15 protein-coding genes are annotated in these 16,589 nt (G+C 61.7%); 6 read left to right on the top strand and 9 right to left on the bottom strand.

The features are described from left to right. Positions 1–37: 37 nt before the first annotated feature. The gene (locus RA29_RS03455) at positions 38–1,657 is read right to left on the bottom strand and encodes an AMP-binding protein (RefSeq protein WP_039682936.1); all 1,620 of its coding nucleotides are present in this window, start codon (positions 1,655–1,657) and stop codon (positions 38–40) included. 31 nt (positions 1,658–1,688) lie between these two features. Here RA29_RS03455 and RA29_RS03450 point away from each other — a divergent pair, with 31 nt between their 5' ends. The 3 genes from RA29_RS03450 (at position 1,689) to RA29_RS03440 (ending at position 4,331) form a co-directional block, all read left to right on the top strand. Beyond that, the gene (locus RA29_RS03450) at positions 1,689–2,687 is read left to right on the top strand and encodes a DMT family transporter (RefSeq protein WP_241462540.1); all 999 of its coding nucleotides are present in this window, start codon (positions 1,689–1,691) and stop codon (positions 2,685–2,687) included. Between the two features lie 162 nt (positions 2,688–2,849). Next, positions 2,850–3,491 (top strand): sulfotransferase family 2 domain-containing protein, encoded by a 642-nt coding sequence (locus tag RA29_RS03445; protein WP_039682934.1) that lies wholly within the window; start codon positions 2,850–2,852, stop codon positions 3,489–3,491. Between the two features lie 222 nt (positions 3,492–3,713). Further along, positions 3,714–4,331 carry a Hint domain-containing protein gene (locus RA29_RS03440; protein ID WP_193743452.1) on the top strand — a complete coding sequence of 206 codons (618 nt, stop codon included), beginning with the start codon at positions 3,714–3,716 and terminating at the stop codon, positions 4,329–4,331. Between the two features lie 101 nt (positions 4,332–4,432). Here RA29_RS03440 and RA29_RS03435 read toward each other — a convergent pair whose 3' ends face one another. After that, positions 4,433–5,479: an aldo/keto reductase gene (locus RA29_RS03435; protein WP_206540134.1), complete on the bottom strand. Its 1,047-nt coding sequence runs from the start codon at positions 5,477–5,479 to the stop codon at positions 4,433–4,435. Positions 5,480–5,699: 220 nt separating this feature from the next. On the opposite strand from RA29_RS03435, the gene RA29_RS03430 reads away from it, so the two are divergent. Both RA29_RS03430 and RA29_RS03425 read left to right on the top strand, forming a co-directional pair. Next, on the top strand, positions 5,700–6,359 hold the full coding sequence (locus tag RA29_RS03430) for a dimethylsulfonioproprionate lyase family protein (protein WP_039682929.1): 660 nt from the start codon (positions 5,700–5,702) through the stop codon (positions 6,357–6,359). Between the two features lie 127 nt (positions 6,360–6,486). Next, positions 6,487–6,981: a GNAT family N-acetyltransferase gene (locus RA29_RS03425; protein ID WP_039682928.1), complete on the top strand. Its 495-nt coding sequence runs from the start codon at positions 6,487–6,489 to the stop codon at positions 6,979–6,981. A gap of 87 nt (positions 6,982–7,068) precedes the next feature. Here RA29_RS03425 and RA29_RS03420 read toward each other — a convergent pair whose 3' ends face one another. From RA29_RS03420 to RA29_RS03380, 7 genes are all read right to left on the bottom strand, one after another. Next, a complete protein-coding gene (locus RA29_RS03420) occupies positions 7,069–9,267 on the bottom strand; it encodes a 3-hydroxyacyl-CoA dehydrogenase NAD-binding domain-containing protein (protein WP_039682927.1) in 2,199 nt (732 codons plus the stop codon). A 12-nt stretch (positions 9,268–9,279) separates the two neighbouring features. Next, positions 9,280–10,491: an acetyl-CoA C-acetyltransferase gene (locus tag RA29_RS03415; protein WP_039682926.1), complete on the bottom strand. Its 1,212-nt coding sequence runs from the start codon at positions 10,489–10,491 to the stop codon at positions 9,280–9,282. Positions 10,492–10,978: 487 nt separating this feature from the next. After that, the gene (locus tag RA29_RS03410) at positions 10,979–11,611 is read right to left on the bottom strand and encodes a glutathione S-transferase family protein (protein WP_039682924.1); all 633 of its coding nucleotides are present in this window, start codon (positions 11,609–11,611) and stop codon (positions 10,979–10,981) included. 308 nt (positions 11,612–11,919) lie between these two features. Then, a complete protein-coding gene (locus RA29_RS03400) occupies positions 11,920–13,068 on the bottom strand; it encodes an acyl-CoA dehydrogenase family protein (RefSeq protein ID WP_039683898.1) in 1,149 nt (382 codons plus the stop codon). A gap of 292 nt (positions 13,069–13,360) precedes the next feature. Continuing rightward, complete coding sequence (locus tag RA29_RS03390; RefSeq protein ID WP_039682918.1) at positions 13,361–13,573, bottom strand: hypothetical protein; 213 nt, start codon at positions 13,571–13,573, stop codon at positions 13,361–13,363. Positions 13,574–13,620: 47 nt separating this feature from the next. Then, positions 13,621–15,402 carry an acyl-CoA dehydrogenase C-terminal domain-containing protein gene (locus tag RA29_RS03385; RefSeq protein ID WP_039682917.1) on the bottom strand — a complete coding sequence of 594 codons (1,782 nt, stop codon included), beginning with the start codon at positions 15,400–15,402 and terminating at the stop codon, positions 13,621–13,623. A 25-nt stretch (positions 15,403–15,427) separates the two neighbouring features. After that, positions 15,428–15,829, bottom strand: a complete 402-nt coding sequence (locus RA29_RS03380) for a MerR family DNA-binding transcriptional regulator (protein ID WP_039682915.1) — start codon at positions 15,827–15,829, stop codon at positions 15,428–15,430. A gap of 279 nt (positions 15,830–16,108) precedes the next feature. Between RA29_RS03380 and RA29_RS03375 the strand changes: the two genes are divergently transcribed. After that, a complete protein-coding gene (locus RA29_RS03375; protein WP_039682914.1) occupies positions 16,109–16,555 on the top strand; it encodes a universal stress protein in 447 nt (148 codons plus the stop codon). The last annotated feature ends 34 nt before the right edge of the window (positions 16,556–16,589 follow it).

Raw genomic sequence — 16,589 nt, 5'->3', positions numbered from 1 at the left:
ACAAATCCCGCGGGGACAGGTTCTGACTGCAACCCGGCTACAAATCAGCCGCAGTTTTGCGCAACTCGAACTTCTGGATTTTCCCGGTCGAAGTCTTGGGCAGTTCCTGAAACACAACCTTCTTTGGCGCTTTGAACCCCGCCAATGTCTCGCGGGAAAACGCGATCAAATCCGCTTCACTCGGCGCGGTGCCGGGTTTCAACTCGACAAAGGCACAGGGCACCTCGCCCCATTTCTCGTCCGGCTTGGCAACAACGGCGGCAAGGTTCACATCCGGATGCGCCATCAGCACGCCCTCCACCTCGACGGAGCTGATGTTCTCGCCCCCCGAAATGATGATGTCCTTGGCCCGGTCTGCGATCTGGATATAGCCATCAGGATGCTGGATCGCGATGTCGCCAGAATGGAAATACCCTCCGGCAAATGCTTCCTCCGTTGCCTCCGGGTTCTTCAGATACCCCTTCATGACCGAGTTTCCACGGATCATGATTTCACCCTGCGTCGCACTGTCCATCGGCACTTGGCCCATGTCGCCGTCCATAACGGTAATATGCTCCATCATCGGGAAGGCCACACCCTGCCGCGCCTTGATCGCCGCCGTATCCTCGGCCCCGTCCCACGCGCTCTTCCAAAGGCACTCGGTCACGTGGCCATAGGTCTCGGTCAGCCCATAGACCTGCGTGACGTTGAACCCCAACGCCTCGATCTTCGCCAGCGTCGCGGGGGCAGGGGGTGCGCCTGCGGTGAACACCTCGACCCGGTGGTCAAAGGTCCGTCGGTCCTCGTCCAGTGCGTTCACGATCATGTTCAAAACAATCGGCGCGCCACCGAAATGTGTCACGCCATCGTAATGGATGGCGTTGTAGATGGCCGTCGCCGTCACATCCCGGCAGCAGACCAGCGTGCCACCGACCAAGGGCATCATCCAGGTGTGGTTCCAACCGTTGCAGTGAAACAGCGGAACAATCGCCATGAACACCGGGTGCAGCACCATGCGCCACGACACCACGGTGCCCATCGTCATCAGATAGGCCCCGCGGTGATGATACACCACGCCCTTTGGCCGCCCCGTCGTGCCCGAGGTATAGTTCAGCGATAGGCTCTCCCACTCGTCCTCGGGCATGATCCACTCAAAGGATGGATCGCCTGATGCCAACAGACCGTCATAGGTTTGATACCGCCCCGACGCCGGGAAGCCGGCATGTGGGTCCGGACATTCGATCAAGGTCGGCGCAGCACCTTCCATCGCTTCGGCGGCGGCTTCCGCCAACTCCAGAAACTGCGGATCCACCAGCACGACCTTCGCCCCGCCATGGTCGAAGATGTAGGCAACGGTATCCACATCAAGCCGGGTGTTGATGGTGTTCAGCACCGCTCCGCAGGCGGGCACGCCAAAATGCGCCTCAGCCTGCGCGGGCAGGTTGGGAAGAAGCGTCGCGACGACATCGCCGGGCCGCACGCCAAGCCCAATCAGGCCCGAGGCCAGACGCGAACAGCGCGCGTGATATTCCGCATAAGTCACGCGATGCGCACCATAGATCACCGCCGTCCGCTCGGCAAAGACCGAGGCCGCGCGCTGTAAATGCGACAAGGGCGTCAACGGGACACAGTTCGCAGGCGTCTTGCCCAGGCCCGTTTCATCTGCCATCCAACCCATATCTGTCCTCCCCATGACGCAATGCGCAGTGATGTTGCGCCGTTATGGCGAGTGGCGCAACCAATGGAAAGACCAGATGACGCCCACCGCATCTCACCGCCCGACATCGGCTGCGCTGAACATGGTTGGCGCCATGGCGGTGATCGGGGCCATCGACATCTACGTGGCGGTGATCGCGCAGACGATCTCGCTCTGGCAGTTCCTGATCATGCGGCTTTTGCTGGCGGCCCCGATCGTGCTGGCGCTGTCGGCCATGGGCTTCGGCACGGTGCGTCCCCGCAGGGTCGGGGCGGTGACCTTTCGCTCCACTCTGATCGCGACAGGCATGTTCTGCTATTTCGGCGCGCTCGCCTTCATGCCCATCGCCATGGCGCTGGCGGGGCTCTTCACCTCGCCGATCTTCGTGCTGCTGCTCACCGCGTTTGTCCTGCGCCAGCGGATCGGGCCGTGGCGGATCATTGCGGTGGCCGTCGGGTTCCTGGGCATCCTCGTGGTCCTCGGCCCCTCGGGCGGCAGCCTAGGCTGGGTGATCGTTCTACCGGTGCTGGGCGGGATGCTCTACGCCTCGGGCGTCGTGGCGACACGGGCGCTCTGCGAAGGCGAAAGCACGCTGACCCTGCTCCTTGGCATCTTCGTGGCGCAGGGCGCGCTGGGTACGGTGGCCCTCGTTGCCATCACAGCCCTGCAACCCGAGGTCGGCGCGGGCGGCATCGCCTTCCTCACCCGCGGCTGGGTCTGGCCGATGGACGAGGCGTGGCCCTACCTTCTCCTTCAAGTCTTTGGCTCCGTGCTGGGCGTGAGCCTTCTGAACCGCGCCTATCAGTTGGGTGAGGCCAGCCATGTGGCGGTGTTCGAGTATTCGGTGATGATCTTCGGCCCCTTCTTTGGCTGGTGGCTGCTGGGTCAGCCGGTCACGTGGATGCAGGGGGCGGGGATTGCTCTGATCGTACTGGCAGGAGTGATCATCGCGGTGCGGAGCAAGGATGCAGGACAGCGCCCGACCGACCCGGAGGGCCGTTCTACAACGTGACCCGTATCCGCGCGCGGCGCATATTCGTTCAGCGCAGATGTTGATGTAGCGCCCGCCCTCCGGGGGGAGGTCGGGCGGGCGCTGGCCGGGCTGGGTGCCCGGCCCTTGGGGTGCAGGTCAAATGGCGTGGACAGGAACCGCATCGTTGCTAGTGTGCCCCATATGATCCTCAGCACCGGCCGCAACTACGTTTTCATCCACGCCCCCAAGACCGGTGGCACGGCAATGGCCCTCGCCCTCGAAGACCGGGCGATGAAGGATGACATCATGCTGGGCGACACGCCCAAGGCGTTGAAACGCCGCCGGCGCGTGCAGGGGACCAAGACGCACGGGCGGCTGTGGAAACACTCCACCATGGCTGACATCGACGGGCTAGTGCCTAGCCTTGATGGGTTTTTCGCCTTCACCCTCGTGCGCAACCCCTGGGACCGGATGGTCAGCTACTATCACTGGCTGCGCGATCAGGAGTTCAACCATCCGGCGGTAGCACTGGCGCAGCAATTGGACTTCACCGACTTTGCCTGCTCCGCACACACGCGGTCGTCCATGAAGTCGAGCCCCGCGCGCCACTACATGACAGACGCCCAAGGGCACGAGCGCTGTGATCTCTATATCCGGCTGGAGCAGTTTCAGACGGATGCGGCCCCGCTTTGGGATCATCTCGGCTTTGAACTGGCGTTGCCACAGGCCAATGCGTCTCGGCGCGATGCGGACCACCGTGGCTATTATACAGACGCCAGCCGGTCCGCAGTGGCGGACGCGTGCGCGGAAGACATCGAGAGATTCGACTACAGGTTCGACTGACAGGTCAAATCCTCTCGCATTTGACGAAAACTGTTCACGTTTTTCGATCAATGCGTCACGCGCGCCACAATTGACGACAACCGCGTGGCCAATGCCCAAATTCGGCCTCGTTCACGACCCGTCTTGGCCGTGGGAATCGCTTCAATTGTAGCTATCGAATGCAAACCGGCGCGCTGCCAGCGCTGCACCATGGGGATGGATGATATGTTTGGATGGATGAAAATGGACGCACCGCGACGTATGCCCGAAATGTCGGCCGCCTGGGACGGTGGGCTGATGACCACCCAGGGGTTGCTGGCCGGAACGCGGGTTGCGACGGCTATGGGCTGGCGCGCGGTCGAGGCATTGGCACCCGGTGATCTGGTCCTGACCTTTGATGCGGGCCTTCAACCGCTTGTCGATGTGCGCCGGGACACGTTCTGGACAGCCGAGGCCACCGTGCCCGCCGCCTATCATTCGGTCTTTGTCCCTGCGGGGGCGATTGGCAATTCCTCCGATCTTGAGCTGCTGCCGGATCAGCCGGTGCTGGTGGAAAGCGATGCGGCTTGTGATGCGCTGGGCGATCCCTTTGCCGTGCTGTCTGCCCGTGCCTTGGACGGCTATCGCGGCATTTGCCGTGTGACACCGCGGACCCGGATCGAGGTCGTGACATTGGTTTTCGCCGACGAGCAGGTTGTTTATGCCGAGGGTGGGGCGCTTGTTCATTGCCCGCGCGACCCTCAACCGATTGGCACTGTGGGCGCACTGGAACCGGGATACGAGGTTCTGCCCCCGCGCGCTGCGGCGTTTCTGGTGGAGTGCATGAAGGTCGAGGATCAGACCTTGTTCAACGCAGCCTGATACGAATGGTGGGCGCGCGACCTGGAGTCGCGCGCCCACTCGGCTCTGCATCCTGCATGCTTTCCAGTTGTCGAGAGAGTGGCAGGATGCGGAGGGCAGTCTCACGTGCCCAAACGGGTCCAGATATCCATGCCGCACCAATCTCGCAGGAAGTTGTAGGGGTAGGGCAGGCCAGACAGCGCTGAGGCGGAGGTCAGGGTCTGCATCTGTGCGTCAGTCAGCGCAAGATCGGCGGCGTTCAGATTGTCTTGTAACTGCGTGACCGTGCGTGCGCCCAGCAGGACAGAGGCAACACCGGGCCGTGCCCCAAGCCAGGCCAGCGCAACATGGGCTGCCGGGCGCCCTGTTTCTTGCGCGACCTGTGACACGGCGTCGAGCACGGTGTATGTGCGTTCGGTGTTGCGCAGGTCATAGGCTTCCACGCCGCGCTTCGGATCTTCGCCCAGCCGCGTTGCACCTGATGGTCGCGCGTCGGCCTTGTACTTGCCGGTCAGCCAGCCACCGCCCAGCGGAGACCAGGGCACCAGTGAGATGTCCGCCTCAAGACAGCACGGCATAAGCTCCAGTTCGATCCCGCGTTCCAGCAGGTTGTATTGCGGTTGCACGGCGATGGGTTTTGGCAGGTTGTACTGGTCGGCGACAGACAGCAGCTTTTGCAACTGCCACGCGCTCAGGTTTGACCAGCCCACGTGGTGCAGCTTGCCCGCCGCGCGCAGGTTGGCCAGCGCGCCAAGCGTGTCTGTGATGTCGGTACGCGGATCCCAGCCGTGCACGTAATAGAGGTCAATCGCCTCGACCTGCAGTCGTTTCAGGCTGGCGTCGATCGACCGGACAAGGCTGCGGCGCGACGCGCCCGCGCTGCCGGGTACTGGTGCAAAGCGGCCCTTGGTGGCGATGATCAGGTCCTCCACCCCGCCCCGTGCGCGACCCCACTCGCCAATGATGGTCTCGGATGCGCCTGCGCCGTAGCCATCGGCCGTGTCGATCATGGTGCCGCCCCGGTCCACGAACAGATCAAGCTGGCGGTGGGCGTCCGCCGCCGCCGTCTCAACCCCGAATGTCATCGTGCCCAGCCCCATGCGCGAGGCGATCAGGCCGCCGCTGCCAAGCGGTTCTGTCCCCATGGGGACAGGCTGTGTGTCTGTCATCGGTTTGCCTCCTCCTGCCGTCTGGGTGATCCTAGGGGCAACGGGGGGCTCTTGCGCGTCGTCGCGGATGCAACCCGATTTGCACAAATGCAAGGGCGCAGGTTTCGGGCACGCCCACCTGGTGCATCGTGCCGCAGGGACGCGGGTGCGCAGCCCATTGCAGTTGCACCACTTTCACGCCATGTGCGTTTGGACCGACACTCTATGCAGCAGGCCCGGCATGACCCATCCCTCGCGACTGTCTGACCACCCGGACTGGACCTATGTGCTGCGCGACAGCTACGACTTCTATCGCCGCCAGTCCGCGGGCGGCAGTGCCAAGATCCGGACCCACCAGCGCAGCGTGCGCGAGCGGATCAACCGCGTGATCAAGGCCAATGCCGAGGTGCGCTTTCCCGAGCCTGCGGACAAACCCGTGACCAAGCACCTGCGCCGGGCACTCGACAACGGGCGGATGGAACGGCACGCGCCGTTTATCCGCTCACTCGACGCGATCCGCCACCGGCTGACCTGGCAATATGGCTATGAAAAGGTGCCGCGCGGGCTGGAACGCAAGTTTGCCTACGCCGAACTTGTGGGCCCAAGCGGGCCGGTGATCACGCATGAGGTGATCCTGGGGCTGGTCCTCTTTGCGCCAGCCTGCACCTATCCGGCGCACGCCCATGACGGGATCACGGAAAGCTATATCTGCCTGTCGGGTGCCGTGTCCGAGAACGATCAGGGCGTGTACGGCCCCGGCTCGCTTATCTTCAACCCGCCGGAGCAGTTGCACCGGATCACGGTTGCCGATCATGTGCCCGCGCTTCTGTTTTATGCGTGGGAAGGTGCGCCGGAGAAGCTGGCGGAACAGAAGATGGTGTTCACGCGCAAACCGCGGTGACTGTGCGCAGTGAATGCGCACCCTACGGGCCTTCGGCTGGTCTTTGCCCGTTCATTTGGTCCATGTTCCCACCCCTGCTGTCGGTCGGTACACAAAGTGCAACGCACGCATATCGGGACCGACAACCATGTTCACATATCGCACGCTCACGGGCGAGGATGCGCCCGCCTGGCTGGACTTGCGGCAGGAAGGGGCGCGGGTTGCGCCCAATGGCTTTCTTGTCACGCTGGACGAAGCGCTTGCAATGGACACGGACCGCGCCCGGCAGATGCTGGAGTTTGGTGCCATGCGCGGCGTTTTCGAGGACGAGACGCTTGTGGGGTTTTGCGGCTATCGCCCCCAGCAACGACAGCGCATCCGGCATCGGGCGGAGTTGGGGCCTTTCTACGTGACTCCTGACCGGCAGGGGTCGGGGGCCGCACGGGTGATGATGCAGGGCGTGCTGGCCGAGGCGCGCGCAGGCGGCGTGGCACAGATCGAGCTGACCGTGGCGCCGGACAATGCGCGGGCCATCGCGTTCTACAAAAAGCAGGGGTTCCAGAAATACGGTGTCCGCCCGGATGCCATCCGCGAGGGCGGCGTGCCGGAACACGAGCTTCTTTATCTGCTCTGGGTCAACTGAACGGGCGGGATTGCATAGAAAAAGGGCCGCGCGATGCACGGCCCTTTGTGTTTTGGATGCGGTGCGCAGAGACTGCGCAACCTACATTTAAGCGGCTTTGGCGGCGTCCGGGCCGAAGCGACCGTAGAAGCTCTGGTTCTTCTCCGCCATCTCGCGCAGCAGAGCAGGGCACTTGAACCGCTCGCCATACTTGGCTTCCAACTGGTCGCACCGTTCGGCAGCGTAAGGCGCGCCAATGATGTCGAGCCAGCTGAGCGGGCCACCGGACCATGGGGCAAAGCCCCAGCCAAGGATCGCGCCCACGTCGCCTTCTCGGATGTCCATCAGCACGCCTTCTTCCAGCGCGCGGACAGCTTCGAGGACTTGGGAGAAGAGCAGGCGATGCTGGACTTCGCCGAGTTCCGGCTGGTCGTCCATCAGCGGGTACTTGTCGTGCACGCCGCGCCAGATGCCCTGGCGTTTGCCCTTCTCATCGTAGTCGTAGAAGCCCGCGTTCGCCTTGCGGCCCATGCGGCCCAGCTCTTCCATCCAGAAGATCAGGTCGTCGGAGGGGCTGTCGGGATAGGCGTCGCCCATGGCCGCCTTGGTCGCGCGGGCGATCTTGGCCCCCAGATCAATGGCCGTCTCATCCGTCAATTGCAGCGGACCCAGCGGCATGCCGACCATCTTGGCGGCGTTTTCGATCAGCGCAGGTTCGACCCCTTCGGTGACCATCCGCGTCCCTTCGTTGATGTAAGGGATGATGCAGCGGTTGGCGTAGAAGAAGCGCGCGTCGTTGACCACGATGGGTGTCTTGCGGATCTGGCGCACATAGTCGAGCGCCTTGGCCACGGCCCGGTCGCCGGTGTTTGCACCCTTGATGATCTCGACCAGCAGCATCTTTTCGACGGGCGAGAAGAAGTGGATGCCGATGAACTGCTCTTGGTTTTTCGACGCTTTCGCCAGATCCGAGATCGGCAGGGTCGAGGTGTTGGAGGCAAAGATGCAGTCCTCGGGGATGATCGCCTCTACCTTTTGCGTGATCTCGGCCTTGACCTTGGGGTCTTCGAATACGGCTTCGATGATCAGGTCGCAGCCTTTGAGGGCGTCGAGATCAGGTGTGGCCGTGATGCGGGACAGGAGCGCTTCGCCCTTTTCCTGCGTGGTCTTGCCGCGTTTGATGCCGCCCTCGACGTACTTCTCCGAGTAGTTTTTGCCGCGATCCGCGCTTTCCTGGTCGCGGTCGATCAGCACCACTTCGATACCCGCCTGAGCGGAGACGAGGGCAATGCCCGCGCCCATCAGGCCAGCCCCCAGCACGCCGAGCTTCTTGACCCGTTGGTCTTCGATGCCTTGGGGCCGCACGGCACCCTTTTCCAGCGCTTCCTTGTTAATGAACAGCGAGCGGATCATAGCACCGGAGGAGGGGTTCAGCAGCACATTGGTGAACCAGCGCGCTTCGATCTTCAGCGCGGTGTCGAAGGGCACAAGCGCGCCTTCATAGACGGCACTCAACAGCGCCTTGGCGGCGGGATAGACGCCTTGGGTCTTGCCATTCACCATCGCGGCCGCACCAACAAAGGTCATGAAGCCAGCGGGGTGATAGGGGGCACCGCCGGGCATTTTGTAGCCCTTCTGGTCCCACGGTTTTACAAGGTCCGCGTCGGTCGCATTCAGCACCCATTCACGGGCGGCAGCAACGGGGTCAGCGACGACCTCATCCACCAGCTTGCCCTTGGCCTTGGCGGGGGACACCATCTTGCCTTCCAGCAGGAAGGGCGAGGCGTCCATCGCGCCCAACTTGCGTGCGAGGCGCGTTGTGCCACCGGCACCGGGGAAGATGCCAACCAGGATTTCGGGCAGGCCGACCTTGGCCTTGGGGTTGTCGGCGATGAAGGTGCGGTGCGTGGCCAGCGGCAGTTCCAGACCAATGCCAGCCGCGGTGCCGGGCAGGGCAGCGGCAATCGGTTTGCCGCCCTTGTTGGTCTTGGGGTCCATGCCCGCGCGCTCGATCTTGCGCAGCAGACCGTGCATTTTCATCGTGCCTTCGAACAGGCCCTTGGCGGGGTTGTCGCCCGCCTCCTCCTTCATCTTGGCAAGCAGGTTCAGGTCCATGCCGCCAGCGAAGGTGTCCTTGCCGGAGGTGATCACGACGCCCTTGACGTCGTCATCGGCCAGCACGTCGTCGATCATGTCGTTGAGCAACTCCAGCCCTTCGAAGGACATGACGTTCATGGTCTTGCCCGGCACGTCCCATGTGATGGTGGCGATGCCTTCGGCGTCTTTGGTGAGTGTGAAATCAGCCATTGGTTTCGCTCCTTACACGCGTTCGATGATTGTGGCGGCACCCATGCCGGAGGCAACGCAGAGGGTGGCAAGGCCGGTTTCCTTGTCGGTCCGCTCCATCTCGTCCAGCAGCGTGCCGAGGATCATGGCACCTGTAGCTCCTAGCGGGTGGCCCATAGCGATGGCACCGCCGTTCACGTTCACCTTGCCGTGGTCGACGTCAAAAGCCTGCAGGAAACGCAGGACGACGGCGGCGAAGGCTTCGTTGACTTCGAACAGGTCGATGTCGCCGATGTTCATGCCATTGTCGCGCAGGATTTTTTCGGTGACGGGCACGGGGCCGGTCAGGTTGATGGTGGGATCGGTGCCGATCTTGGCGGTGGACTTGATGCGCGCGCGGGGCTTGATGCCCAGCTTTTCGCCCAGTTCCTTGTTGCCAATCAAAAGCGCTGCCGCGCCGTCCACGATGCCGGAGGAGTTGCCGGCGTGGTGGACGTGGTTGATGCGCTCAAGGTGCGGGTACTTCATCAGCGCCACCTTGTCGAAGCCGGGCATGACCTTGCCCATGGCTTCAAAAGCGGGGTTAAGGCTGCCCAGAGACTGCATGTCGGTCTGAGGACGCATGTATTCGTCGTGATCGAGGATCGGCAGGCCGTTCTGGTCCTTGACGGTAATGACTGACTTTTCGAACCGCTTGTCATCCCACGCCTCTTTCGCGCGGCGCTGGCTTTCGACCGAATACTGGTCAACGTCATCGCGGGAGAATCCATATTCCGTTGCGATCAGGTCCGCGCCGATGCCTTGGGGGGCAAAGTAGCTTTCCATGGCAATCGAAGGGTCTGCCGCGATGGCGGCACCATCGGAGCCCATGGCGACACGGCCCATCATCTCGACACCGCCCGCGATGTAACCGTCACCCGCCCCGCCGCGCACCTGGTTGGCTGCGATGTTCACCGCTTCCAGACCGGAGGCGCAGAAGCGGTTGATGGCGATGCCGGGGATCGCTTCATCCAGATCCGACGCCAGCACGGCGGTCCGCGCGAGGTTGCCGCCCTGTTCCATCACCTGCGTGACGTTGCCCCAGATCACATCCTCGACCACGTGGCCGTCGATGTTGTTACGCTCTTTCAGCGCGTTCAGGGTCAGGGTCGACAGGCGCAACGAGGTCACCTCGTGCAGCGCACCGTCCCTGCGGCCCTTGCCGCGCGGCGTGCGGATCGCGTCGTAGATATAGGCTTCGGTCATCGGATTGGTCCTCCTGCCAATGGCGTGTCTTTGGTGTCAGATGGGGTAGACCGGATGGTCTAATCAAGGGTGACGTTGCGGCGGTTTAGGTAAAGTGGGCGGATCATGGACTACAACTACAGGCATCGTAGGCGTCGCATCCATCGCCTGTCGATTTTGAAGCTCTGCCCGAGCCCCCGCAGGGTACAATTTCGCTACAGCACCCCGCGACGTCACAAGAGTCGTACCAACGCGACTTCCGATCCTTGCTTTTCTGCTGATCCGTCTCCTCGCGAAGCAACAACGCAGCTGCCTTGCAGTCTGCAAAACGGGTGCGCATCGCAGGCAAGGCTGCAACCAAACCACGATCCCTGATCAGAGCCTTGGCGTAACCTGAACAGCCTGTGCCACCATGCACAACCCGGTAGGCACAGGCGTATCCCTTGCGCGGCGACAGATACCTTTGATAGGCCCAGATGACGCCGAACGCTGCAGCCTTGAGCATAGGTTAGGCGCGATCTGCCGGGGAGCCGGGCATGAGGTCATACGGCGCTTTCCAGCCGGGCGTGTTCGAGATGTTGGTCAGCCAGCGGTCGATATTGGGCCAGTCGGCACGGTCAAAGCCGAAGGGTTCGGGGTAGTAGAGGTATCCGCAGCAGGAAATGTCAGCGTTGGTGATCCCATCGCCCACGATCCAGTCGCGCCGCTCAAGATGAGCGTTCAGCACGGCATAAGCCGCCTTGAGGCGCCCCTGATTGAAGCCAATGACCTCTTGCGGCCGTTTATCTTCGGGCAAGAAGTTCATCAGGAAGCGCGTCACGCCGCACATGGAGCTGAGCTTATGATTGTCCCAAAGAACCCAGCGCAGCATCTCGTACCGATCATCACCCTCACCGCCGAACTTGCCGGTTTTGTCGGTGATGTATTGCTGGATGACGCCGGACTGGCTGATGCAGCGATCCCCGTCTTGCAGCAAGGGGGCTTCACCCATGGGGTTTAGGGCGCGATACTCATCTGTCCGGGCGGCCCCTCCGAAAAAGTCGACGAATACAGGTTCCCAATCAAGACCTGACAATTGCAGTGCGAGTGCAGCCTTGTAGGAGTTCCCGCTTTCACCAAAGCAGTGCAGTTTGAGGGTCATGAGCGCAGGCCTTTCCGGTCTTGAGTTTTGAAATGGCAGGACCGGTGGGTTTCACACCCCCCGGACCCCCCGTGGAGTTTGTTTGGCAAGATGAAGTTGGATCTGTTCACCAAGCATTAAGGTTAACATGCCTAGGTTGAAGGCGCATGGCAGGCTGGAGAGCTGAGCCATGTGCAAGGTGAAGCCCCAACGTCCCGCTGTCACAGGCCGGATGGCGGGGTGGATCTCGCTCAGTGATCCAGTCTTCATCTTGCCAAATAGACTCCCCCCGGAGGGCCGATGCGCCACCCGCCGCTCGGCAAGGAGTATCAAAACGCCCTCGCAATCAGCTCTTTCATGATCTCATTGGTCCCGCCGTAGATCCGCTGCACCCGCGCGTCGGTCCACATTCCGCCGATGTCGTAGTCGTTGGTGAAGCCGTAGCCGCCATGGAGTTGCAGGCACTCGTCCAGCACCCAGGCTTGCGTGTCCGTCGTCCAGTATTTGCACATGGCGGCCTTGTCGACGGTCAACTCGCCTCGGATATGCTCGACCATGCACTCATCAAAGAACGCCCGGCTGACCATCGTTTTCGTCTTGGCTTCGGCCAGCTTGAACCGGGTGTTCTGGAATTGCAGGAGGTTGCCGCCAAAGGCTTCACGTTCCTTGCAATACGCAACCGTGCGATCAACGGCCCCTTCCATGGCGCCAACAGCCGAGCAGGCAATGACCAATCGTTCCTGCGGAAGCTGTTGCATCAGTTGGTAAAAGCCCTGGCCTTCAGCCCCGCCCAGGACGTTTTCGGGCGCAATCTCGACATTGTCGAAAAACAGCTCGGACGTGTCAGAGGCGTGCATGCCGATCTTGTCGAGGTTGCGGCCACGGGCAAAGCCAGTCGCACCGTCGGTTTCGACGACAACCAGAGACACGCCCTTGGACCCTTGCGTCGGATCGGTCTTGGCCGCGACCACGATCAGGTTGGCGTGCTGGCCGTTAGTGATGAAGGTTTTGGAACCGGTCAGCTTATAGGCGTTGCCGTCCTTGATGGCGCGGGTCTTGATTGCTTGCACGTCAGAGCCGGTGGAGGGTTCGGTCATCGCCAATGCGCCGACCAACTCGCCTGTCACCAGCTTGGGCAACCAGCGCTGTTTTTGGTCTTCAGTGCCGTAGGCCAGCACATAGTGCGCAACGATGCCGGAATGGATGCCGTGCCCCCAGGCCGCGAGGTTGGCGCGCGCTGCTTCAATCAGAATGGCCGCCTCGTGGCCGAAATCGCCGCCCGCCCCGCCGTATTCTTCGGGGATCGAAGGGCAGAGTAGGCCCAGCTCACCCGCTTGCGCCCAGGTTTCGCGGTCCATCTCGCCCTGCTTGCGCCAACGTTCGAAATGGGGCGCCCATTCATTGGTGATGAATTGCGCTGTCATGTCGGCGATCATTCCGTGTTCTTCCGTCATCCAGGTGGATGACCCGGCAGCCATGTCTTTCACTTGTTTCCTCCCAAAACCGAATTGCCCAAAAATGCCAATAGGCAGATCACAAAACACAAAATGAACAGCAAGAATGCCAGCCCCATAAAATAGCCTGAGGCAATACCCGAATATACGAACCCTCCAACCTGTATCCCCAACAAGGTGCAGTCGGGTTGCGCAGCGGCCGTTACGCGTCCGCACCCTGCCATTTTGCCTACGGCCGAAGTCGCTCCAAGGTGAAGCAGGGTCAAGCCCATTGGCAGCAGCCCAAGGCCCAGAATCCAGCGTGCGGCGGCTTGCATTACCTTTTGCGCGCCTCCAACTCGGAATTGAACAGCCGCAGGCGGGCTGTCAGGTTTTCCTCGTTCAGCACGCTATCGAAATTCTCGAACAGGAACGACAGCGCCTCGCCCTCGTCCAGACCCGCATCGGCGGCAAACCGCTTGAGGCGGCGATAGCCGTCCTCGGTCATGGCGACGGGAAAGCGGCGGGTCAGGCGAAAGCGTTTGGGCAAGGTGGTCTCCTAAAAGCGGTAGGGCGGGGTTTTACCCCGCCGCTACCTTAGAAGTTTGCCGCTTCCAGTGCCATCACAGGATCGGCACCGGACTGAATGCGCGTCAGGTGCAGCGCCGTGGCGGGCAATTGGCGCGCCATGTAATAGCGGCCCGTTGCCAGCTTGGTTTCGTGGAATTCAGGGTCCGAGGTTCCATTCGCCAGCGCTTCACGGGAGGCTTTGCCCATCTTGGCCCACATCAGGCCGAGGCAGACATGGCCGAACATGTGCATGAAGTCGTAGCTTCCGCTCAGCGCGTTGTTGGGGTTCGTCATGCCGTTCTGCATGAAGTACATGCCAGCGGCTTGCAGGTCCTTGGAGGCCGCTTTCAGCGGGTCCAGGTATTCCTTGTCGAACGCTTCGTCCTGACCGGCGTTCTCCTTGATGAAGCTTTTGACCAGTTCAAAGAAAGCCATCACGTGCTTGCCGCCGTCCTGCGCAAGCTTGCGGCCGACGAGGTCCAGCGCCTGAACGCCATTGGCCCCTTCGTAGATCATCGCGATACGGGCGTCGCGGGTGTATTGCGACATGCCCCATTCCTCGATGTAGCCGTGACCGCCATAGACCTGCTGGGCCTTGATGGTGTTGTCGTAGCCGACATCCGTCAGGAAACCCTTGATGATCGGGGTCAGCAGCGACACGAGGCCGTCAGCGTCTTTGTCATCCGAGCGGTGGGCCGCGTCGATCATGGTCGCGCCCCACAGGATGAAGGCACGCGCCCCTTCAGCAAACGACTTCTGGTCCATAAGCGAACGGCGGATGTCGGGGTGCACAATGAGCGGGTCGGCGGGCTTTTCAGGCGCTTTTGCACCGGTCACGTCACGGCCTTGCAGACGGTCTTTGGCGTATTCCAGAGCGTTCTGATACGCGACCTCTGCCTGCGACAGACCCTGCATACCCACGCCCAGACGCGCTTCGTTCATCATGGTGAACATGGCGCGCATGCCTTTGTGCTCTTCGCCTACCAGATAGCCGACTGCCTCGTCATAGTTCATGACGCAGGTGGAGTTGCCGTGAATGCCCATCTTCTCTTCGATGTTGCCGACGGCGACACCGTTGCGGGCGCCCAGCGAGCCGTCTTCGTTCACTATGAACTTGGGCACGATCAACAGCGACACGCCCTTGATCCCCTCAGGCCCGCCAACGATTTTCGCCAGCACCAGGTGGATGATGTTGTCGGCCATGTCGTGCTCACCGGCAGAGATAAAGATCTTTTGGCCGGAGATTTTGTAGGTGCCGTCGTCCTGTGGTTCGGCCTTGGTGCGCATCAGGCCCAGATCGGTGCCGCAATGCGGTTCGGTCAGGTTCATGGTGCCAGTCCATTCACAGGATACCATCTTGGGCAGATAGGTTGCTTTCTGCTGGTCGGACCCGTGCGCCAGGATGGCGGAGGCCGCGCCGTGGGTCAGGCCCTGGTACATGGTGAAGGCCATGTTGGCGGACGAAAACATCTCACCCACGGCGGTGCCCATGACGTAAGGCATGTTCTGGCCGCCAAACTCTTCGGGCATGTCCAGACCGGGCCAGCCGCCTTCTTTTACCTGCTCGAAGGCGTCCTTGAACCCGGTGGGGGTGTAAACGACGCCGTTTTCGAGACGGCAACCTTCCTTGTCGCCGACCACGTTCAATGGCGCCAACACTTCCGAGGTCAGCTTGCCCGCCTCATCAAGGATGGCGGAGGTAAAATCGGCTTCCAGCTCGTCATAGCCTGGAATGTCGGAGCCGGTGACGTTCAGCACGTCGTGCAGGATGAATTGCATGTCCTTGGTGGGGGGCGTGTAGCTTGGCATAAGTCTCTCTCCCTGGGTCTGCCGCTTATTCAGCGGCTTTTTTTGGTGTGTTCATCGAGGCGATCATCTTCTCGCCCCACTTCAACTGATCTTTGAGGTCGTCGATGGCCTCGGTCAGCTCGTCGCGCTGGCGTTCCATGTCGGCCAGGCGGTCGCGGGCAATGTCATATGTGCGGGCCAGCTGGGTCTGTTGCTGGTCGCCCATGTCATAGAGGTCCAGAAGCTGGCGGATTTCCTCAAGGCTAAAGCCAAAGCGCTTGCCGCGCAGGATCAGCTTCAGGCGGGCGCGGTCCCGCTTGGTAAACAGGCGCTTCTGGCCCTCGCGGATCGGGAACAGCAATTCCTTGGCTTCGTAAAAGCGCAGGGTCCGCGGGGTGACGTCGAAGGCGTCGCACATCTCGCGGATGGTCATCGTTTTCTCGGTCATCAGATCACTCGCATCTTGTGGTGTGGCAAGGACATGGGACAGTGGCCGGTGTGATGCAACAGCCACCTGACGTTGACGTAAGTTCTACGTTGCGTCACTTCTCAGGTTGACGTGATCGCAAGGTGCGTCAAGCATTATTTCCCACACTCTTTTCCCGAAACTGCATCATCGCGGCTGTTCTTTCGCCTCCTGTTCGCCTCGTGGCTGCGTTGATGCAGGTCAAGGATGGCGTCGCCGCAATCTCCTAGCGTGAAGGCCTAGGCGAACGGAGGAAATATCATGTTCAGTAAAATCGTGGTTGGCGTCGACGGGTCCGAAACGTCAGACAATGCGGTGCGGATCGCCTGCGATCTGGCCGGGAAATATGGCAGCGAAATCCACCTCGTGCACACGCCGCAGCCGCAAACCGTGGCCTTCGCACTTGGGGCAGTGGCGGGCTATCACGCGGTCACTACCATGCCCACCCACGACGAGGTGGTCAAAGCGGCACAAAAGATTGTCGACGCGGCGACAGACGTTGCCACGACCTGCGGCTGCCCGGTGGTCAGCACGCAGATTGAACAGGGCGATCCGGGCACTGAAATCACGAGCTTTGCGCAGAAGCTTGGGGCCGACCTGATCGTCACCGGGCGGCGAGGGCTGGGCAGCATCGGCTCGCTTGTGCAGGGCAGCACCAGCCAGCAGGTCAATCACCTTGCCAAATGCGCAACGCTGTCGGTGATCTGACAAGCGGTCGCCCAATGGCGCGCCGATCTGTTTC

It is taken from the genome of Tateyamaria sp. ANG-S1 (assembly GCF_000814025.1).
Taxonomy (GTDB): domain Bacteria; phylum Pseudomonadota; class Alphaproteobacteria; order Rhodobacterales; family Rhodobacteraceae; genus Tateyamaria.
This window is presented reverse-complemented; position numbering and strand designations above follow the sequence as displayed.